This is a genomic window from Streptomyces sp. NPDC001401, assembly GCF_042895385.1.
GTDB lineage: Bacteria > Actinomycetota > Actinomycetes > Streptomycetales > Streptomycetaceae > Streptomyces.
Genome location: NZ_JBIAWI010000001.1, coordinates 688,003 through 706,725 on the forward strand (window position 1 = coordinate 688,003; position 18,723 = coordinate 706,725).

Below are 18,723 nucleotides of genomic sequence, written 5' to 3' on the forward strand. Positions count from 1 at the left end.
TTACCGACGAGGAGTCGGGAAGATTGTTGACTTAGGTAAGCCTTACCTTAGAAGATGGGGCTCATGGACTCCTTCTCGACCGTCATCCGCACCGCCTCCCACGAGCAGCACACGGAGGCGGAGACCTCGACGTTCATGAGTGACCTGCTGGGCGGGCGGCTGGGCGTGGCCGCGTACGCGCGCTACACCGAGCAACTGTGGTTCGTGTACGAGGCGTTGGAGGCCGGAGCCGAGCGGCTGGCGTCCGACCCGGTGGCCGGGCCCTTCATCCGGCCGGAGCTGTTCCGGCTGGCGGCACTGGAGCGGGACCTGGCGCATCTGCGGGGTGCCGGGTGGCGGGCGGGACTGAGCGCGCTGCCGGCGACGCGGGCGTACGCGGCCCGGGTGCGGGAGTGCGCCGAGCAGTGGCCCGGCGGCTACATCGCGCACCACTACACCCGGTATCTGGGGGACCTCTCCGGCGGGCAGATCATCCGGGGCAGCGCGGAAAAGACGTGGGGCTTCGAGCGGAAGGGCGACGGGGTCCGCTTCTACGTGTTCGAGGGGATCGGCAACCCGGCGGCATTCAAGAGGGACTACCGGGAACTGCTGGATGCGGTGCGGGCCGACGACCTGGAGAAGCAGCGGATCGTCGCCGAATGCAAGCGGGCGTTCACGCTGAACACGGCTGTCTTCCGGGCGCTGGGCGAGGAGTTCCCGCTGAGCGCCTAGCGTTCCGGCTGGCGTTCCAGATACACGCGGCCGCCGATCTCGACCCATCCGTACGGCTGGGGAGCCGTGAGGATCTGGGAGCCCGCGCCCTGCGTGATGTTGAGCGCCCGGCCGAGCCGGTCGGTGAGCAGCAACGCCGCCGCGCCCGTGGCCTCGTCCTCGTCGATGCCGTCGTCGCGGCCGGGGAAGCCGCGGGCGCGGATGCGGCCGGCGGGCTCGTCCTCCCAGGCCCAGGCGTAGATCCACTCCCCCTTCGGCGGGACGGGCAGGTCGTCGACCTCGGCGGCCGTGGCGTACTGGCGGAACGTGCGCGGCGGGGCCCACTCCGCGCGGGCCTCGATCCAGCAGAACTCGCCGTCCTGGCGGGCCCCGACCACACCGGCCTGCGTGACCAGTTCGGGCACGTCGAGGAGCCAGGCCGCGCCGACGCAGGGGTAGCCGGCGAAGGGCAGGCGCAGGGTCGGGGTGTAGATGTCGATGACCCCGCGCTCGGGGTCGTCGACGAACACGGTCTCGCTGAACCCGAGCTTCGCGGCGAACGCCTGCCGCTCCGCCCGGTCGGGCATGACGGATCCCTCGCGGACGACACCGAGTTCGTTGCCGTAACCGCCGTTCGGGGCGCAGAAGACGCGGAGCACGTCGTAGTCGGTCACGGGGGCATTGAAACATTGTCAAGGGGATGCGGTCGCGGTCGTGTTGCACGGCCTGGGGCTCGCCGCCGCCCGCGCGCACCGGGGCGCGACTCCGTGCGCCGGTCGTGTCGCGACCGGCGGCCCGACGGCCGCGACCTTCATCCCTTGAATTTCCCTTGACCATTTCTTGGGGTCCGTTTTTAGCCACCGTAATCGGCCCGTGCCCATACGCCGTCCATGAGAGCTGAATCACCGCATGGGTGGGTATCACGCAGGCAAGCCTTAGATAAGTTAGGCGAGCCTCACCATGCCTGTGTGAGGCCTGACACGCGATTTTTCGCCAGTACTCGAGCCGTTACTTGAGCCTCTTGGAGCCCGGATGCGAGCCGCCAGACTCTCCGTCGTCACCGCCGTTGCCACCGCGGCGGCGCTGACCGCCGTCACGGGGTGCACGGAGAAGAGCAAGGGCGACGGTGACGCCGCGATCCAGGTGACCGCTGCCGACTCCAAGTGCGACACGTCCACCAAGTCGGTGCCGGCCGGACAGGTCACCCTGAAGATCGAGAACAAGGGTTCCAAGGCGACCGAGGTCGAGATCCTCTTCCCGGACGACCGGATCGTCTCCGAGAAGGAGAACATCGGGTCCGGTACGAAGTACACGCTGACCGCCGAGGTGAAGGCGGGCGAGTACGAGATCGCCTGCCGGCCCGGGATGAAGGGGCACGGTGTCCGGCAGAAGCTGACCGTCGCCGGTTCCGGCGCCGTCGCCAAGCGGAACCCCAAGCTGGACAAGGCCGTTGCCGACTACCGCGAGTGGGCGCAGGAGCAGGCCGACGCGACGCTCCCGAAGGTCGAGGTCTTCGCCAAGGCCGTCAAGGCAGGCGACCTCAAGGCCGCCCAGGACGCCTACGCCCCGTCCCGTGTCGGCTGGGAGCGCACCGAGCCGATCGCCGAGTCGTTCGGTGACATCGACCCGAAGACCGACACCCGCGCCGACGGCCTGGAGAAGGGCCAGAAGTGGACCGGCTGGCACGCGCTGGAGAAGGCGCTGTGGCAGGACAAGAAGATCGGCGCCGCGCAGAAGACCCTCGCCGACCAGCTGGTCACCGACCTGAAGGACTGGCAGAAGCGGGTCGGCAAGGCCGTGATCACCCCGACCTCCATGGCCAACGGCGCCAAGGAGCTGCTCGACGAGGTCGCCACCGGCAAGGTCACCGGCGAGGAGGACCGCTACTCGCACACGGACCTGAGTGACTTCAAGGCCAACGTCGAGGGCGCGCAGCAGGCGTACGAGCTGCTCAAGCCGGTCGCCCAGAAGAACGACAAGGCGCTGGCCACCGAGCTCGACAAGCAGTTCGCGGCGCTGAACACGCTGCTCGACAAGTACCGCACGGACAAGACCTCTGACGGCTTCGTGTCGTACGACAAGGTCACCGAGGACCAGCGCAAGGAGCTCTCGGACGCGGTGAACGCGCTCGCGGAGCCGCTGTCCAAGCTCGCCGCCGCAGTCGTGAAGTAGGGGAGGGACGACACCATGACGGACACCCAGGAAGCCGCCACCACCGAGGCAGGCAACTCCAAGGTCCCCTCCCGGCGTTCGCTGATCGGCTGGGGCGGTGCCGGGCTCGCGCTCGGTGCCGCCGCGGCCGGCGGTGCGGTCGCGATGACCCGCGTCGGCAACGACGTGGATCCGACCGCCGCCGAGACCGGAGCCGCGGTCGCCTTCCACGGCGCCAACCAGGCCGGCATCGCCACGCCCGTGCAGGACAGGCTGCACTTCGCCGCGTTCGACGTGCAGACGGACGACCGTGCGCAGTTCATCCAGATGCTGAAGGACTGGACGGCGGCCGCGCGCCGGATGACAGGCGGGAAGGCCGTCGGGGAGGGCGCGTACGGCGGTCTCGCCGAGGCCCCGCCGGACGACACCGGTGAGGCGCTGGGCCTCAAGCCCTCGCGGCTGACGCTGACGATCGGCTTCGGTCCGTCCCTGTTCGAGAAGTTCGGCCTGAAGGACCAGCGGCCCGAGGCCCTCGTCGACCTGCCGCAGTTCCCGAACGAGAACCTCGACAAGAACCGCAGCAACGGCGACCTGTGCATCCAGGCCTGTGCCGACGACCCGCAGGTCGCCGTGCACGCGATCCGCAACCTGGCCCGCATCGGCTTCGGCAAGGTGACCATCCGCTGGTCCCAGCTCGGCTTCGGCAAGACGTCCTCGACGACCCCGGACGCGCAGACCCCGCGCAACCTGATGGGCTTCAAGGACGGCACCCGCAACATCGCGGGGACGGAGACCGACCGTCTGAAGAAGTTCGTGTGGGTCGGCGAGAAGGACGGGCCGGACTGGATGACCGGCGGTTCGTACCTGGTCGCCCGGCGCATCCGGATGCACATCGAGACCTGGGACCGCACCCCGCTCCAGGAGCAGGAGGACATCTTCGGCCGGGACAAGGGCGAGGGCGCCCCGGTCGGCAAGGCCAAGGAGCACGACAAGCCGTTCCTGAAGGCCATGAAGCCCGACGCGCACGTGCGGCTCGCGCACCCCGACTCCAACAACGGGATCACGATCCTGCGCCGGGGCTACTCCTTCACCGACGGCACCGACGGTCTCGGCCGCCTCGAGGCGGGCCTGTTCTTCCTCGCCTACCAGCGGGACGTGCGCGAGGGCTTCATCCCGCTGCAGCGCAACCTGTCGGCGAAGGATGCGCTCAACGAGTACATCCAGCACGTGGGTTCGGCGGTGTTCGCCGTTCCGCCCGGCGTCCGTGACAAGGACGACTGGTGGGGCAGCACGCTGTTCTCCAAGGAGGCGTAGCCCGTGTTCTCCAACTATCTGATCGGTCTGCGCGAGGGGCTCGAAGCCAGCCTGGTCGTCTGCATCCTGATCGCCTACCTGGTCAAGACGGGCCGCCGGGACGCCATCCGGCCGATCTGGATCGGTATCTCCGTCGCCGTCCTGATCGCAATGGGCTTCGGCTGCGCGCTCGAATTCGGCTCCCAGGAGCTGACGTTCGAGGCGCAGGAGGCGCTCGGCGGCTCGCTGTCCGTCGTCGCCGTCGGCCTGGTGACCTGGATGGTCTTCTGGATGCGGCGCACCGCCCGGCACCTCAAGTCGGAGCTGCACGGCAAGCTGGACGCGGCCCTCGCCATGGGCACGGGTGCCCTGGTCGCCACCGCGTTCCTCGCCGTCGGCCGGGAGGGCCTGGAGACCGCCCTGTTCGTGTGGGCGTCGGTCCACGCGGCCAGCGACGGCACCCCGCGCCCCCTGATCGGCGTCGCCCTGGGCCTGGCGACCGCGGTCTTCCTGGGCTGGCTGTTCTACCGCGGCGCCCTGAAGATCAACCTTGCGAAGTTCTTCACCTGGACCGGCGGCATGCTGGTCGTCGTGGCCGCGGGCGTGCTGGCGTACGGCTTCCACGACCTGCAGGAAGCCGACTGGATCCCGGGCCTGACGCATCTGGCCTTCGACATCAGCAACACCATCCCGCCGGACAGCTGGTACGGCACCCTCCTCAAGGGCGTCTTCAACTTCCAGCCGGACCCGACCGTCCTCCAGGTCACGGTGTGGCTGCTGTACCTGATCCCGACACTCGCGCTGTTCTTCGCCCCGGTAGGGTTCGCCTCCGGGAAGGGGAAGGTGAAGACACCTGATGAGCAGGGATCGCGGCCCTCGAAGGCTCCGCAGGCTTGAGCGAAGCGCACTGATTGCGGCCTCGGTGACCGCTTTGTCGTTGACGGCGAGCGGTTGCGTGGTGGTGCACGGGGAGCGCGAGGTGCTCCCCTCCACCACCCGCGCCGAGGCGGCCAAGGCGCTCGAGCAGTTCACGTCCGCGTACAACAAGGCGGACAAGGCGTACGACAGTTCGCTCGACGCCGACCATGTCACCGGCGCCCTGGGCGACATCGACGCGGCCCGTCTCAAGGCCGGTCATGCGCTCAGCGCGTCCGGCAATCCGGCGCACACGCCGCTGAAGCTGACCGACGTGACGTACACGATTCCCAAGAAGGCGGGCTGGCCCCGCTGGTTCGTCGCGGAGGCGCAGGGCAACAAGGGCGGCACCCTGCACTGGCTGCTGGTGTTCACCCGCGACGGTCTGGGCCGGCCGTTCAAGGTGGCGTACCTGACGCTCATCCGCCCGGGCACGCTGCCGAAGGTGAAGAAGGACGCCGCCGGCTGGGCCGAGGCCGTACCGGCGAACTCCACCGAATTCGCCGTCCCGCCCGCGGACTTGAGCAAGAACTACGCGACGTACCTGAAGAACGGCGGGAAGACCTTCGCCGCGGGTGAGCACACCGACAAGTGGCGCGCGAAGCGCAAGAAGGAGGAGAAGAAGCCGGGCCTCGTCACGCAGTTCATCGACGAGCCGCTGATCAGCGGCGACTACGCCCCGCTGGCGCTGCGCACGGCGGACGGCGGTGCGCTGGTGTTCTTCACCAACCGCCGCTACGAGAAGCAGACCGCCTTCGAGGGCACCGCGATCCCCACGCAGACCGCGAGCGTACGGGCGCTGACGACCGGTGAGATCAAGCAGTCGCTGACGCTGGAGTACATGTCCAACGGGGTGGCCCTGGACCCGAAGCAGGGCTCGGGCAGCGGGCAGGTGTCGGTCCTGTCCCGGCTGGAGGGACTGACCTCCGCGCAGGGGTCCTAGCAGCTCACCGTCGGAGGGGCCAGGCCGCGGTCGCGTGGTCGGGCTCCTCGTCGGCGTGGCGGGCGCCGGCGTCCGTGAGGATCTCGAGCAGGCTCAGCGGGTCCGGCAGCGGGTGCTCGAGGCCGCGTACCCAGTGCACGGTCTGGCCGTCGCCGGGCAGCCGGGCGGGCGGTACGAGGACGTAGGAGCCGCGGCAGTGCCAGCGCAGGCCGGGGTGCTCGTCCACCGTCTCGGGGTGGCAGTCCAGCTCGCACGGCCACCACTCGTCCTCGTCCTCGGGTGTGCCGCGGGTGAGGGTGAAGAAGAGCAGCCGGCCGTCGTCGCTCTCGGCGACGGGCCCGACCTCGATGCCGGAGGCGAGCAGCCGCTCCAGTGCCTCCCGCCCGGCCTCCAGGGGCAGGTCGAGGACGTCGTGCACCATGCCGGTCGCGGTGATGAAGTTGGCCTGCGGCTGATGCCGGGCCCAGCGCTCGATCTGCGCGCGGTCGGTGGTGGACTGCGTCTGCCAGGCGAACGACACCGGGTGCCGGGCCGGCGTGGGACAGCCCACGCGGTCGCAGGAGCACCGGTAGCCGGGGGCGGGATGGGCAGCGGGGGCGAGCGGCAGGCCCACTCCGGCGGCGGCGAGCAGCAGGGCCTCACGGCCGCCGTGATCGGCGCCGGTCTCCTTCGGGCGGCGGCCACGCAGCCACTGGGAGAGTTTGCCCTGCCTACCGGTCCGGCCGCCCAACTCCGCGCTCATCTATCACCCTCGCCTTGCTGTCGTGCGGAACAGCATGCCCTATGGTCCCACCGACCCGTGCTCCGGGGTACCAGAAGGGACATCCGGGGTACGAGGGGCAAGACCGTTCAGGGCGTACTCGACGAGGGTGTCGGTGTAGTCGTACGAGATCGGGCCCGTGTGCTGCAGCCAGCGCTGGGCGAGAGGTGAGACGAACAGCTCCAGGGCGATGCGCGGGTCGACCTCGGGGCGGACCTGGCCGGCCTCCTGTGCGGAGCGCAGCCGGGCGACGTACAGCTGGAGCGAGGGTTCGAGGAGCTTGGCCACGGACTCCCGGCCGAGCTCCTCGTTGACCAGACCCTCGGCGGCCAGGGCTCGGGAGGGGACCTCGAATCGGGGGTCCTTCAGCTGGTCGACGGTGACCCTCAGCACGGCCTTGAGGTCGGCTGCGAGGTCGCCGGTGTCCGGGATGGCGTACGGCTCCTGGCCCGCCTCCCGCGCCGCCTGCGCACTGAGGTCGAGAAACGCCTCCAGCAGGACGTCCGCCTTCGACCCCCACCACCGGTAGATCGTCTGCTTGCCGACGCCGGCCCGGGCGGCGATGCCCTCGATGGTCGTCCTCGGGTAGCCGACCTCGCCGACCAGCGCGAGGGCGGCGTCGTAGATCGCGCGACGGGACCTCTCGCTGCGGCGGGTGGCGTCGGGGGCGGGCTTCTTGACCATGGACCGACGGTACCGGCTCGTGGTTTGTGCGGTTCGTGGTTCTACGGCTGGGCGGTGTACGGCGGCCAGGGGTCTCCCCAGTCCGCGTCCCGGGCCTCCTTGTACAGGTCGCCGTGGCGTTTGGTGACCGTGGTGCGGCTGAGGGACGGTTCGGTCTCGCACAGGTCGAGGAGCACCTGGCCCTTGCGGATCTGGGGCTTGCGTACGACACGGGAGGGGGCCGGGGCGACCGGGAAGCGGGCGGCGGCGACGTAACTGAACTTCTCGTCCTCGTACGGCAGGGAGCCGCCCTTGACCTGGCGGTGCAGGGAGGAGCGGCTGACCCGGGCCGAGAAGTGGCACCAGTCCTCGCCCGGGACGATCGGGCAGCCGGCGCTGTGCGGGCAGGGCGCGGCGATGTGGAAGCCGGCGGCGATCAGACGGTCGCGGGCCTCGATGACGCGGGTGTAGCCGGCGGGAGTGCCGGCCTCGACGATCACCACGGCCTGGGCGGCGGCCGCGGCGGCCTCGACGAGGGCGGCGCGGTCGGCGGCGGTCAGCTCGTTGAGGACGTAGGAGACGGTGAGGAGGTCCGTGTCGTCGAGGGTGAGTGCGGCGCCGATGCGGGCGCGTTGCCAACTGGCTTGTTCCAGGGCGGGGTTGGCGGCGGCGAGTTCCTTGCCGAGGGCCAGGGCGGGTTCGGCCCAGTCGAGGACGGTGACGCTGCGGTTGCCGGGCCAGGTGGCGGTGACGGCCCACGTCGCGGCACCGGTGCCGCCGCCGACGTCGGTGTGGCTGCCGGGTGCCCAGTCCGGGACTGCCTCGGCGAACGCCTCCAGTGCCGAGTGCACCGCTTCGAAGGTCGCGGGCATCCGGTATGCGGCGTAGGCGGCTACGTCTGCGCGGTCGCGGAGGATGGGGGCGTCGGTCGGGGTTGCCCCGCGGTAGTTGGCGATGAGGCGGTCGACGGCTTGGGCGGCCTGCTTGGGCGGGAGGCCGTCGAGGAGGGCGGCGAGGCTGCTGCGCAGGGCTTCGGCCGGGGGTGCGGGGTCGTTCACCCGGCGATTCTATTTCGCCCCCGCCGACCCTACCCGTCCCGTCCCCCGGGGGCTCCGCCCCCGGACCCCCGATCGGCCTGAACGGCCTCGTCCTCAAACGCCGGACGGGCTGGAAGATGCCGGCCGGGGTTTGATCTTTTCAGCCTGTCCGGCGTTTGAGGACGAGGCCCCTTAAGGGCCGAAGCGGGGGTCTGGGGGCGGCAGCCCCCAGGGGACGGGAATGGGTAGGGGCGGCGGGGGCGAAGGATCAGGCTCCGGACGGGCTGCGATAGACCGCTCTCGCCAGGCGGGTCGCCGCCGCTGCCCTGGGGCGGCTATTGGCGTCCCGCCGTCGCGGATGCACCGTGTTGGCCAGCAGCACCAGGAACGTGTCCGTGACCGGATCCAGTACCAGCGACGTCCCCGTGAAGCCCGTGTGCCCGGCCGCTCCCCGTCCCGCCAGCTCCCCCATGAACCACGGCTGGTCCACGGCGAAGCCGAGCCCCGGCGGGGTCAGCAGGAGTTCCACGAAGTCGGCGCCGAGGATGCGGGCGGGGCCGTAGGAGCCCCCGGCGAGCAGGGTGCGGCAGAACACCGCCAGGTCCCCCGCGGTCGAGAACATGCCCGCGTGGCCCGCGATGCCGCCGAGCGCCCACGCGTTCTCGTCGTGGACCACACCACGCACCATGCCCCGGTCCGCCTTGGCCCACGGCCGCCGCTGGTCCTCCGTCGCCGCCGCGCCGGGGCAGGGGCCGAAGTCGGTCGACAGCATGCCCAGCGGGCGGGTGATCCCGTCGTGGATCAGGACGTCGAGGGTGCGGCCGGTGATCCGTTCCAGGACGAACTGGAGCAGGAGGAAGTTGAGGTCGGAGTAGGTGTAGGTGCCGGGCACTCCGATCGGCACCTCCGCCCGTAGCTTCGCCAGTCGCTCGGCGTCGTCGGCGCAGTCGTAGAGCGGGAGTTCGGGGCGCAGGCCGGAGGTGTGGGTGAGCAGTTGCCGTACGGTGACGTCGTGCCGGGCGGCCCCGCGGAACTCGGGGAGGTATGCGCCGACCCGGGCGTCGATGCCGAGCGTGCCGCGCTCGATCTGCTGCACGGCGGCGACCGCGGTGAACAGCTTGGTGAGGGAGGCCAGGTCGACGGGTGTGTCGACGGTCATCGGGACCCGTGCCGAGGGCGGAAGTTCGATGCCGCGGTCCGTGTCGGGGTCGTAGGCCGAGTACCTGACGGCCCAGCCCGCCGCCTCCTCGACGGCGATCACCGGACCGCGCCCGGCGACCACGACGGTGCCCGCGGCCCAGGGGTGTTCGCCGGTGCTGAGGTCGTGGACCTCTCGGACGAGGTGGCGGAGTTCGCCGGGGTCGAGTCCGGCCCGCTCGGGGCTGTCCCTGCGCAGTCTCGGTGCGCTCAGCTCCCCGCTCCTTCCGCACTCGTACGCCCGTTCCAGGGTCGGCACATTCCCACGAAGCAGGCCAGTGCCACCAGCGCTGCGGCCAGTTGGACGACGGCCATCGGGACGGCGGTGTGCTCTCCGGCGATCCCGACGAGCGGGGAGGCGACGGCGCCGATGAGGAACGAGGAGGTGCCGAGCAGCGCGGACGCCGAGCCGGCTGCGTGCTTGGTGCGCATCAGGGCGAGGGCCTGGGCGTTGGGCAGGGTCATCCCCATCGCGGACATCAGGACGAAGAGGGCCGCGGCGACGGGTGCCAGGCCGACCGTGCCGAAGACTCCGGTGGACATGAGCAGAAGGGCCGTCGCGGCGGTGATGACGACGGCCAGGCCCGCGCCCAGTGCCCGGTCCAGGCGGACCCTTCCGACCAGCAGCTTCCCGTTGATCTGGCCTACGGCCACCAGCCCCACCGAGTTCAGGCCGAACAGCAGGCTGAACGTCTGCGGGGAGGCGCCGTAGATCTCCTGGATCACGAACGGCGAGGCGGATATGTAGGCGAACAGGGCCGCGAACGCGAAGCCGCCGGAGAGCATGAAACCGGTGAAGGGCAGGTCGGCGAGCAGGCGGCGCATGGTGTGCAGGGCCTCGCCCACTCCCCCGCCGTGCCGCTCCCGCACCGGAAGGGTCTCGGGCAGCTTCGCCCAGACGAGCCCGGTCAGCGCCGTCCCGACGACCGTGAGCACCACGAAGACGCCCCGCCAGTCCGTCACCCGCAGGATCTGCCCGCCGATCAACGGCGCGACGATCGGGGCGACCCCGCCGATCAGCATGAGGGTGGAGAAGAAGCGGGCCATCGCCACGCCGTCGTACAGGTCGCGCACCACGGCGCGTGCGATGACGATCCCCGCCGCGCCCGCCAGCCCCTGTGCGAGCCGGAAGGCGACCAGGGACTCGACGGTGGGCGCGAAGGCGCACAGGACGGTGGAGACGACGTAGGCGACGAGGCCGGTCAGCAGCGGGCGGCGGCGCCCCCACCGGTCGCTCATCGGGCCGGCCACCAGCTGTCCGAGCGCCATCCCGAGCAGACAGGCGGTGAGCGTGAGCTGGACGGTGGCCGCGGGTGCGTGCAGGGACTTCGTGACCTCCGGGAGCGAGGGGAGGTACATGTCCATCGCCAGCGGGGGTGTCGCGGTGAGTCCGCCGAGGATCAGGGTGACGAGCAGTCCGGTACGGGGAACGGTACGGGCGGCGGCCGGTTCCGCTTCCGGTCCGGCCGCCTGTTCTATACGCGGTGTCGACGCCCCCTGCTCGGGCATGAGCCCCTCCCTCTCCGAGTGCTGCGCCCCCTATGGTCTCAGCTCGCACACAGTGCCGAACGTCACCTGGTGATCCGGACTCTCGCCTACGCTGCGGGCCCATGAATGCCATGGAGACTGAGAAGCAGGAGACCGAGAAGCAGGGGGCCGGCAGGCAATCGAAGATCGCGGTGGTGACCGGCGCCGGCTCCGGCATCGGGCGGGCGGTCGCCGTGGAACTGCTGGGTGCGGGCTGGTCGGTGGCGCTGGCGGGGCGGCGCCCCGGGACGCTGGAGGAGACGGCGGCGCTGGTGCCCGGCGGCGCCTCGCTCGCCGTACGCACCGACGTCTCGCAGCCGGACGACGTTGCCGCGCTGTTCGCCGCCGCGGTGGAGCGGTTCGGGCGGGTGGATCTGCTGTTCAACAACGCGGGGACGTTCGGCCCGGGCGGGGTGCCGGTCGAGGAGCTGCCGTACGACGCGTGGCGGCATGTGGTGGACACCAACCTCAACGGGGCGTTCCTGTGTGCGCAGGCGGCCTACCGGCAGATGAAGGAACAGGACCCGCAGGGCGGACGGATCATCAACAACGGGTCGATCTCGGCGCATACGCCTCGGCCGCACTCCGTCGCCTACACGGCGACCAAGCACGCGCTGACCGGACTGACCAAGTCGCTCTCGCTGGACGGGCGGCCGTACAACATCGCGGTCGGGCAGATCGACATCGGCAACGCGGCGACCGACATGACCGCGCGGATGCAGACCGGAGCGCTGCAGGCAAGCGGCGAGATCGCTCCCGAGCCGGTGATGGACGTCGCCGATGTGGCGCGCACCGTGCGGCACATGGCGGAGCTGCCGCTGGAGGCAAACGTGCAGTTCGCGACGGTGTTGGCGACCGCGATGCCCTACGTCGGCCGCGGCTGACCGCCCCGGCAGGCCCTCGGCTCATCCGCCTGGTCCCTCCTGGTTCATCAACTTGCACAAGCGGAATTCGACCTTCCGGGTCATTGCGGCCGGTCGTGGACCTATGCTCAAATCTCCTCCACAAGAGCTTCACATTTGGGGGAGCGTAGTTCCGTAGACCAAACCGAGGGGGGATACGGCAGCCGTTCCACGGCATCGGGTGGGGGTGGATCTCGCGTGGGACCGCGAGGTACGCACCGATACGTGGAACGGCTGCCGTGTACGTCAGTTGGCGTGCTTGCCGCCACGCTTCCCGCGCCTGCGCAGCGCCCAGACGCCGCCCGCCAGCAGGGCGACCGTGCCGCCCGCGCCCTCCAGCAGGCGCCAGGCCGAGGGGCCGCCGGATGCCGAGCCCGGAGCGCCGGCCGCCGCCTGGACCGTCTTCCGTGTGGGTGTCGCCCTCGCCCCGCCCTCGCTGATCGGCTGCACCAGCGTGCCCACCGGTTCGGCCGAACCCCCGTGCGTGAAGCCCCAGTCGAGCAGCGCGGCCGTCTCCTCGTAGACGGCGTTGTAGCCGCTCTTGGGGTGCATCACGGTGGCCAGCAGGGTCCGGCCGCCGCGGGTGGCGGCCCCGGTGAAGGTGTTGCCGGCGTTGCTGGTGAAACCGTTCTTGACGCCGATCAGCCCGTCGTACGTCTTCAGGCCCCACGCGCCCGTGAGCAGTCGGTCGGTGTTCTGGATCTGGAAGGTCTTCTTGCCGCCGGCCGGGAAGTTCGCGATCTTCGTGTGGCAGTACTCGCGGAAGTCGGCGTTCTTCAGTCCGTGCCGGGCGAAGAGGGTGAGGTCGTAGGCGGAGGACAGCTGGCCCTTGTGGTCGAAGCCGTCGGGGCTGACCACATGGGTGTCCAGGGCCTGCAGGTCATCGGCCTTGGCCTGCATCTCGGCGACCGTCTTCGCCACTCCCCCGTTCATATGGGCGAGCACATGCACGGCGTCGTTGCCGGAGCGCAGGAAGACGCCCTGCCACAGCTGCTCGACGGTGTACGTGATCCCGGGCTTGACGCCGACCAGGCTGGAGCCGGACGGGATGTCGGCCAGGTCGGCGTCGGTCACCTTGTACCGCTCGGTCCGGTGGAACTTGTTCAGCACCGTGTCGGCGAACAGCATCTTCAGCGTGGAGGCGGGCGGGAGGCGCCGGTGCGCGGCGAACGAGGCGAGCACCTCTCCGCTCTCGCAATCGGCGACGAGCCAGGCACTTGCGGTGAGCTTTCCGGGCAGACCTGTGGCGCCGCTCACCTGAATTCCCTTGCGGGCCAGTCGCTCACCGCCGACGACGGTGTCGACGGCGGATGCGGGAGTCGCCGCGGCAAGCGGAATGGCGGCTGCGGCGAGGCCGAGAGCGGCACGTCGGGAGAGCGGAGAAGAACCGTGCATCCCGGGACGGTAACACCCACCCAACAGGCGTTTCCTGGCAGTACGCCGTCTACGGCATAGGAATTGCCTGTCTTACGGAATTCTGACCCGGCATCCCACTTTCTCAGCTCTGACACATCCTTTACTCAGTCCGGCTCAAAGGTTTCTCCCTAGCTTGTGGCAGCGCCCACAGCGGGCGCCAAGAACCTTCGAGGAACGGGATGTTTGGCATCTATCTCAAGCGCGAACTGGGCCGCAGAAAGAAGGCGGCCCTGGTCATCGCACTGGGTCTGGCGCTCGGAATCGCCCTGGTCATCACCGTCAACTCGGTGTCGGCCGGTATGACACAGGCTCAGGACAAGGTCCTCAAGTCGCTCTACGGCCTCGGCACCGACATGACGGTGACCAAGGCGCAGTCGGCTCCCAAGGCGGGCAGCTCGCAGGGCCCGAACTTCAAGTTCGACGCCAAGCAGAGCAGCAGCACCAAGCAGAGCTCGGACCGGGTGATGACACAGGGTGGTCAGGCCCTGTCGTCCTCGCTGGTCACCAAGGTCGCCTCGCAGCAGGGTGTGTCCGCCGCGGTCGGCACGATCGCCCTGAACGTCACCAAGGTCGACGGCTCCTTCACCCAGGGCAAGGCGAAGTCCTCGACGTCAAGCTCGGGATCCAGCTCCCAGCAGCAGGGCGGCCCCGGCGGCAGCACCGGCAACAGCGGCGGCGGGCAGCCGCAGGTCCAGGGCGGCGGCGCCTCCTTCAACGTCAACTCCTACTCGGTGGCCGGCATCGACGTCACCGACCAGGAGCTCGGCCCGCTGGCCACCTCGAAGATCACCTCGGGCAGGACGTTCACGGCCTCGCAGACCAATGCGAAGGTCGCCGTGGTCAGCAAGTCGTATGCCAAATCGAAGAAGTACAAGGTCGGTTCGACCTTCAAGATCAACGGCACCAAGTTCACCATCATCGGCATCGCGACCCCCGACAGCAGCGAGTCCAGCACGGACGTCTTCGTCCCGCTGAAGCAGGCGCAGACGCTCGGCGACTCCAAGAACAAGGTCACCACGATCTACGTCAAGGCGACCGACTCCAAGCAGATCGCCACCGTCAAGAAGACGATCCAGAGCAACATCTCCGGTACGACGGTCACCACCTCCGCCGACCTGGCGTCCACCGTCTCCGGCTCGCTGTCCACCGCCTCCAACCTGGCCACCAGCGTCGGCAAGTGGCTGTCGATCGCGGTGCTGGCCGCCGCGTTCCTGGTGGCCGCGCTGCTGACCTCCTCGGCCGTGTCCCGCCGGGTGCGCGAGTTCGGCACCCTCAAGGCGCTCGGCTGGCCGAGCCGCAACGTGACCCGGCAGGTCGTCGGCGAGTCCATGGTCAACGGTCTGCTCGGCGGCGCCCTCGGCATCGGCCTGGGCCTCGCGGCGGCCTACGCGGTCACCGCGATCAGCCCGAAGCTGACCGCGCAGCTCGGCAACACCGGCGGCGCCGGTGGTGGCGGTATGGGCGGCGGCCCCGGCGGCGGCGGTCCGGGGCAGCAGGCCACCTCCAGCACCATGCAGATCGCGCTCTCCGCCCCCGTCTCCCTGACCACCATCGCGCTCGCGGTGGGCCTGGCGGTCACCGGCGGTCTGATCGCCGGCGCCATGGGCGGCTGGCGCGCCTCCCGGATGCGCCCGGCCGACGCCCTGCGCAGCGTCTCGTAACACCCCCTCCGAGCTGGGGCGCCGCCTTCGACAATCCCCCCGGGAGGCGGCGCCCCACCCCATACATTTCCTATGGAGAACCCATGTACAGACTCACCGGCGTCACCAAGCGCTACACGCGGGGCAAGGAGACGGTGGAGGCGCTGCGCGGCATCGACCTCACCATCGAGGACGGCGACCAGCTCGTCATCCAGGGCCCCACAGGCGGCGGCAAGTCCACGCTGCTGCAGATGATCGGCGGCCTGGACCGCCCGACCGAGGGCAGTGTCGAGCTGGACGGCGTCGACCTCGCGCGGATCAGCGAGGCGAAGCTGACCCGGCTGCGCGCCGAAAAGATCGGCATCATCTTCCAGTCGTTCAACCTCATCCCGACACTGACCGCCCAGGAGAACGTCGAGACGGCCCTGGTCCCCCTCGGCGTCAAGCCCGCCGAACGCCGCGAACGCGCGGCCGAGGCGCTGCGCTCGGTCGGCCTCGGCGAGCGCCTCGGCCATGTCCCGACCGAGCTGTCCGGCGGCCAGCAGCAGCGCGTCGCCATCGCCCGCGCGCTGGTCAAGAAGCCGAAGGTGCTGCTCGCCGACGAGCCCACCGGCAACCTCGACGAGGGCACCCGCGACGACATCATGGCCCTGCTGGAGGGCCTGTGGCGCGAGCACGGACTGACGTTCATCATGGTCACCCACGACTCGTCCATCGCCCGCCGCGCCCCACGCCTGGCGACCATCAAGGCGGGGCAGCTGACGCTGACGGAACAGAGCGGCGAGCAGTACGCACAGCAGCAGGCATACGGCGGCCAAGTCGCCTACTGACCGCACCTCACGGGCCCGGGGCCTGTCCTGGTGGGGCCGTTCACCGCCCGAGTATCCGGTCGATCTCGGCCAACTGCCCGGCGGTGAGCGGCCCCTTGGCGATCGCGCCGGCGTTCTGCTCGGCCTGGGCGACGGAACGGAAGCCGGGGATGGGGATCGCCCGCGGGCTGCGCGCCCACAGCCAGGCGAGGGCGCCCTGGGCGGGGGTGCGGCCGTCGCTGGTCAGGATCTCCCGGAGGGAGTCGACACGGGCGTACCACTCCTCGTCGACGCCCGTCCCGCCGACGAAGCCGCCGAGCCACGCGGGCGGCCTGCTGCGCACGTCCCCCGCTTCGAGCGCCTGTCCGGGCTTGCGCCTGCCACCGAGCAACCCCATCGCCAGCGGGCTGCGGTTGATGCTCGCGAGGCCCGACTCCTCGCACAGGGCGAACATCTCGGGGGTGTCCTCGAGGACGTTCACGGAGTGCTGTACGGCAGCACAGTGCGGCCCTTCGGCGAACACGGCGGCCCGCGCCGGGTCGTCGGTGCTCCACGCGTACGCCCGGATCAGCCCCTCTCGCACGAACTCCTCGCAGGTTTCGCGCAGTTGGGCGGCATGCTCGGGGTCGAGGTCGCTGAGGTGCAGCTGGTACAGGTCGACGTGGTCGGTGCCCAGCCGCTCCAGCGATGCCGTCAGCGCGCGGCGGGCGTACTCCGGGGAGTCGTCGCTGCCGGTGAGGGTGCGGGTCTCCTCGTCGAAGACGTTGCCCCACTTGGTGGCGACCACGACATCGTCCCGGTGCTTGCCGAGGGCGCGCGCGAGAATCCGCTCGCTGTGCCCGGCGCCGTAGGTGTCCGCGGTGTCGAAGAAGGTGACGCCGAGATCGAGGGCGCGGCGGATCGCCCGTACGGACTCCTCGTCGTCGACCTTGCCCCACCCCAGCGGCTGCCCGTCGGCGCCCTGCCACTCACCACCGATGGCCCAGCACCCGAACCCGAGCGCGCTGACCTCGATCCCGCTGCGGCCGAGTGTCCTGTTCGTCGTCTCCATGCCCGCAGACACTAGGAGTTGGAGCGCACACGAACACAAGCGGTCGTACGACTGCTACGCCTGACCGGTTGCTACGCCTGACCGGTTGCCACGCCCGTGCCCGGTTGCTACGCCTGTCCGGTCTCGAAGCGGGAGATCCTGCCGTCGTCCTCGATCGTGAAGTTCCAGCGGGTGCGCATCTCGCCCCAGGTGTCGTTGCGGTAGTGGGCGAGGAGGGCGCGGCCGCCCTGGGACTCGTTGTCGACGTCCAGGTGACCGTTGGAGGTGAAGATCTCCCGGTCGATCCACTCGTTGAGGTCGCGGTCGGAGCCGTCGTCCGCCATCGTCGCGTTCTCCGTGAGGAGGGCCAGGAAGGCGTCGCGGTCGTGGGCGTTGACTGCGGTGACGAACGCGCGGACGGCCGGATCGCTGAGTTTGGCTGGCTGAATCGTCATGCCAGCAGAGTCACACCGCCCGCCGGGACCCGCCACCCGAACGGCTGCGCGGACGGGTCCGCGAGGCGTGAGAAGTGGGACGGTGGACACGCGGAGGGGAGTGTTCCTGTTGTCCGGCCCCATTGTCTGTGTTCTCTGTCCCGGGAGAAATCATGAGCTCTTACGACCGGCGTGATCTGGGCCTGCTGCTGCTCCGGCTGGGTACCGGCGGCGTGCTGGTGGCGCACGGCGCGCAGAAGCTGTTCGGCTGGTTCGGCGGACACGGCATCGAGGGGACCGGCCAGTTCATGGAGTCGGTGGGCTATGCGCCGGGCAAGGCGAGCGCGACGGCGGCGGGCCTCGCGGAGACCGGCGGCGGCACGCTGATGGCGCTGGGCCTGGCGACCCCGGCGGCGGGTGCGGCGGCGGCCGGCGCGATGGCCGGGGCGGCCGCGGTGCACGCCCCCAACGGCTTCTTCGCCCAGGAGGGCGGCTACGAGTACGCGGCCACCCTCGCCCTGGCCGCCACCGGCCTCGCGGTCGCCGGCCCCGGCCGTCTCTCCCTCGACCATGCGCTCGGCCATGTCTTCGACCGCGGCTGGATGGTCCCGACGGCACTCGGCGTGACGGCGGCGGCCACGGCGCTGGTCGTGGGCGCGCGGAACAAGCGGCTGCGGGACAGGAAGCCGGACGAGCAGGAGGCCCTGTTCGCGGAGGAGGAGGCGCTGTTCAGGGAGTGACCCGGGCGGGCAGGCTGGGCCCATGACTGATCAGGCCCCGCTCCCCGAGACCCCGAATCTCCCCGAGGCCCCGACTCTCCCTGAGAGCCCGGCCTCACCCGACCTCCGGGCAGTACCCGACCTCTGGGCGGCCATCGACGACCTGTGGACCTGGCTCGACGCGAACCGTCCGCACAGCGGCCGGGAGGGCATGCTCCTGCGCATGCTCAAGCTGTCGGAGGAGGTCGGCGAGGTGGCGGAGGCGGTGATCGGCGCCACGGGCCAGAACCCGCGCAAGGGAGTCACCCACACATGGGAGGACGTCCAGGGCGAGCTCTGCGATGTCGTCATCACGGCTCTGGTGGCCCTGCGCACGCTGACGCCGGACACCCGGGAGGTGTTCACCGGGCATCTGGCGAAGGTCACGGCACGTTCTCTCGGGGGCTGACACGTCCCCGGCACGCCGCCCGACAACTGGTGTGCCCGGAACGGGAATTGGGCTCGCACCGGTTGCCCCGCGCGGGCCCGGGTCCTGGATACTGGCGCCGTGGCCGGCGGGCCACGGCACACCGGACCAGGTGGCAGGTTGCAGGGGGC

General features: G+C 70.4%; 19 protein-coding genes. 10 read left to right on the forward strand and 9 right to left on the reverse strand.

Annotation, left to right across the window (positions count from 1 at the left end; all coding sequences use genetic code 11):
• The first annotated feature begins 63 nt into the window (after nt 1-63).
• Complete coding sequence (locus ACFY10_RS03180) at nt 64-711, forward strand: heme oxygenase (biliverdin-producing) (RefSeq protein WP_390663296.1); 648 nt, start codon at nt 64-66, stop codon at nt 709-711.
• On the opposite strand, the gene ACFY10_RS03185 is transcribed toward ACFY10_RS03180, so the two are convergent.
• Nucleotides 708-1,364 carry a PhzF family phenazine biosynthesis protein gene (locus ACFY10_RS03185; protein ID WP_390663297.1) on the reverse strand — a complete coding sequence of 219 codons (657 nt, stop codon included), beginning with the start codon at nt 1,362-1,364 and terminating at the stop codon, nt 708-710. The two genes, ACFY10_RS03180 and ACFY10_RS03185, sit on opposite strands and share 4 nt — an antisense overlap.
• Nucleotides 1,365-1,722: 358 nt before the next feature.
• Between ACFY10_RS03185 and efeO the strand changes: the two genes are divergently transcribed.
• From efeO to ACFY10_RS03205, 4 genes are read left to right on the forward strand one after another with little or no spacing between them, the layout of a single operon-like run.
• Nucleotides 1,723-2,862 (forward strand): iron uptake system protein EfeO, encoded by a 1,140-nt coding sequence (gene efeO / locus ACFY10_RS03190; RefSeq protein ID WP_390663298.1) that lies wholly within the window; start codon nt 1,723-1,725, stop codon nt 2,860-2,862.
• Between the two features lie 15 nt (nt 2,863-2,877).
• On the forward strand, nt 2,878-4,155 hold the full coding sequence (efeB, locus tag ACFY10_RS03195; protein ID WP_390663299.1) for an iron uptake transporter deferrochelatase/peroxidase subunit: 1,278 nt from the start codon (nt 2,878-2,880) through the stop codon (nt 4,153-4,155).
• 3 nt (nt 4,156-4,158) lie between these two features.
• Complete coding sequence (efeU, locus tag ACFY10_RS03200; protein WP_390663301.1) at nt 4,159-5,031, forward strand: iron uptake transporter permease EfeU; 873 nt, start codon at nt 4,159-4,161, stop codon at nt 5,029-5,031.
• Complete coding sequence (locus ACFY10_RS03205) at nt 4,991-5,992, forward strand: hypothetical protein (protein ID WP_390663302.1); 1,002 nt, start codon at nt 4,991-4,993, stop codon at nt 5,990-5,992. Before efeU ends, ACFY10_RS03205 begins: the two co-directional genes overlap by 41 nt.
• A gap of 4 nt (nt 5,993-5,996) precedes the next feature.
• Here the strand turns inward: ACFY10_RS03205 and ACFY10_RS03210 are convergent, their stop codons facing one another.
• The 5 genes from ACFY10_RS03210 to ACFY10_RS03230 all read right to left on the reverse strand — a co-directional run bounded on the left by ACFY10_RS03210 (nt 5,997) and on the right by ACFY10_RS03230 (nt 11,158).
• Nucleotides 5,997-6,734: a bifunctional DNA primase/polymerase gene (locus ACFY10_RS03210; RefSeq protein WP_390663303.1), complete on the reverse strand. Its 738-nt coding sequence runs from the start codon at nt 6,732-6,734 to the stop codon at nt 5,997-5,999.
• Between the two features lie 39 nt (nt 6,735-6,773).
• The gene (locus ACFY10_RS03215) at nt 6,774-7,436 is read right to left on the reverse strand and encodes a TetR/AcrR family transcriptional regulator (RefSeq protein WP_390663304.1); all 663 of its coding nucleotides are present in this window, start codon (nt 7,434-7,436) and stop codon (nt 6,774-6,776) included.
• A gap of 41 nt (nt 7,437-7,477) precedes the next feature.
• Nucleotides 7,478-8,473 (reverse strand): small ribosomal subunit Rsm22 family protein, encoded by a 996-nt coding sequence (locus tag ACFY10_RS03220; protein ID WP_390663305.1) that lies wholly within the window; start codon nt 8,471-8,473, stop codon nt 7,478-7,480.
• A gap of 247 nt (nt 8,474-8,720) precedes the next feature.
• Entirely contained in the window at nt 8,721-9,908 is a 1,188-nt protein-coding gene (locus ACFY10_RS03225) for a serine hydrolase domain-containing protein (RefSeq protein WP_390663306.1), read from the reverse strand.
• Nucleotides 9,860-11,158: a multidrug effflux MFS transporter gene (locus ACFY10_RS03230; RefSeq protein WP_390663307.1), complete on the reverse strand. Its 1,299-nt coding sequence runs from the start codon at nt 11,156-11,158 to the stop codon at nt 9,860-9,862. The genes ACFY10_RS03225 and ACFY10_RS03230 overlap by 49 nt, the downstream gene beginning before the upstream one ends.
• Before the next feature lie 101 nt (nt 11,159-11,259).
• Here ACFY10_RS03230 and ACFY10_RS03235 point away from each other — a divergent pair, with 101 nt between their 5' ends.
• Nucleotides 11,260-12,060 (forward strand): SDR family oxidoreductase, encoded by an 801-nt coding sequence (locus ACFY10_RS03235; protein ID WP_390663308.1) that lies wholly within the window; start codon nt 11,260-11,262, stop codon nt 12,058-12,060.
• A gap of 264 nt (nt 12,061-12,324) precedes the next feature.
• Here the strand turns inward: ACFY10_RS03235 and ACFY10_RS03240 are convergent, their stop codons facing one another.
• Nucleotides 12,325-13,473 carry a D-alanyl-D-alanine carboxypeptidase family protein gene (locus ACFY10_RS03240; protein ID WP_390663310.1) on the reverse strand — a complete coding sequence of 383 codons (1,149 nt, stop codon included), beginning with the start codon at nt 13,471-13,473 and terminating at the stop codon, nt 12,325-12,327.
• Nucleotides 13,474-13,673: 200 nt separating this feature from the next.
• On the opposite strand from ACFY10_RS03240, the gene ACFY10_RS03245 reads away from it, so the two are divergent.
• Together ACFY10_RS03245 and ACFY10_RS03250 are read left to right on the forward strand one after the other, a co-directional pair.
• Nucleotides 13,674-15,155: an ABC transporter permease gene (locus ACFY10_RS03245; protein ID WP_390663311.1), complete on the forward strand. Its 1,482-nt coding sequence runs from the start codon at nt 13,674-13,676 to the stop codon at nt 15,153-15,155.
• A gap of 83 nt (nt 15,156-15,238) precedes the next feature.
• Nucleotides 15,239-15,964, forward strand: a complete 726-nt coding sequence (locus ACFY10_RS03250) for an ABC transporter ATP-binding protein (protein WP_390663313.1) — start codon at nt 15,239-15,241, stop codon at nt 15,962-15,964.
• 40 nt (nt 15,965-16,004) lie between these two features.
• Here ACFY10_RS03250 and ACFY10_RS03255 read toward each other — a convergent pair whose 3' ends face one another.
• Nucleotides 16,005-16,994 (reverse strand): aldo/keto reductase, encoded by a 990-nt coding sequence (locus ACFY10_RS03255; RefSeq protein ID WP_390663314.1) that lies wholly within the window; start codon nt 16,992-16,994, stop codon nt 16,005-16,007.
• Between the two features lie 107 nt (nt 16,995-17,101).
• On the reverse strand, nt 17,102-17,428 hold the full coding sequence (locus ACFY10_RS03260; protein ID WP_390663315.1) for a nuclear transport factor 2 family protein: 327 nt from the start codon (nt 17,426-17,428) through the stop codon (nt 17,102-17,104).
• A gap of 152 nt (nt 17,429-17,580) precedes the next feature.
• Between ACFY10_RS03260 and ACFY10_RS03265 the strand changes: the two genes are divergently transcribed.
• Nucleotides 17,581-18,147: a DoxX family protein gene (locus ACFY10_RS03265; RefSeq protein ID WP_390663316.1), complete on the forward strand. Its 567-nt coding sequence runs from the start codon at nt 17,581-17,583 to the stop codon at nt 18,145-18,147.
• A 22-nt stretch (nt 18,148-18,169) separates the two neighbouring features.
• A complete protein-coding gene (locus ACFY10_RS03270; RefSeq protein ID WP_390663317.1) occupies nt 18,170-18,574 on the forward strand; it encodes a MazG-like family protein in 405 nt (134 codons plus the stop codon).
• Nucleotides 18,575-18,723 lie beyond the last annotated feature (149 nt).

Bases quoted from the DNA above. Each gene is read 5' to 3' on its own strand.
- ACFY10_RS03245 (WP_390663311.1), top strand. From the start codon at position 13,674: ATGTTTGGCATCTATCTCAAGCGCGAACTGGGCCGCAGAAAGAAGGCG.
- ACFY10_RS03270 (WP_390663317.1), top strand. From the start codon at position 18,170: ATGACTGATCAGGCCCCGCTCCCCGAGACCCCGAATCTCCCCGAGGCC.
- ACFY10_RS03180 (WP_390663296.1), top strand. From the start codon at position 64: ATGGACTCCTTCTCGACCGTCATCCGCACCGCCTCCCACGAGCAGCAC.
- ACFY10_RS03230 (WP_390663307.1), bottom strand. From the start codon at position 11,158: ATGCCCGAGCAGGGGGCGTCGACACCGCGTATAGAACAGGCGGCCGGA.
- ACFY10_RS03205 (WP_390663302.1), top strand. From the start codon at position 4,991: ATGAGCAGGGATCGCGGCCCTCGAAGGCTCCGCAGGCTTGAGCGAAGC.
- ACFY10_RS03255 (WP_390663314.1), bottom strand. From the start codon at position 16,994: ATGGAGACGACGAACAGGACACTCGGCCGCAGCGGGATCGAGGTCAGC.
- ACFY10_RS03240 (WP_390663310.1), bottom strand. From the start codon at position 13,473: ATGCACGGTTCTTCTCCGCTCTCCCGACGTGCCGCTCTCGGCCTCGCC.
- ACFY10_RS03260 (WP_390663315.1), bottom strand. From the start codon at position 17,428: ATGACGATTCAGCCAGCCAAACTCAGCGATCCGGCCGTCCGCGCGTTC.
- ACFY10_RS03250 (WP_390663313.1), top strand. From the start codon at position 15,239: ATGTACAGACTCACCGGCGTCACCAAGCGCTACACGCGGGGCAAGGAG.
- ACFY10_RS03215 (WP_390663304.1), bottom strand. From the start codon at position 7,436: ATGGTCAAGAAGCCCGCCCCCGACGCCACCCGCCGCAGCGAGAGGTCC.
- efeB (WP_390663299.1), top strand. From the start codon at position 2,878: ATGACGGACACCCAGGAAGCCGCCACCACCGAGGCAGGCAACTCCAAG.
- efeO (WP_390663298.1), top strand. From the start codon at position 1,723: ATGCGAGCCGCCAGACTCTCCGTCGTCACCGCCGTTGCCACCGCGGCG.
- ACFY10_RS03265 (WP_390663316.1), top strand. From the start codon at position 17,581: ATGAGCTCTTACGACCGGCGTGATCTGGGCCTGCTGCTGCTCCGGCTG.
- ACFY10_RS03235 (WP_390663308.1), top strand. From the start codon at position 11,260: ATGAATGCCATGGAGACTGAGAAGCAGGAGACCGAGAAGCAGGGGGCC.
- ACFY10_RS03210 (WP_390663303.1), bottom strand. From the start codon at position 6,734: ATGAGCGCGGAGTTGGGCGGCCGGACCGGTAGGCAGGGCAAACTCTCC.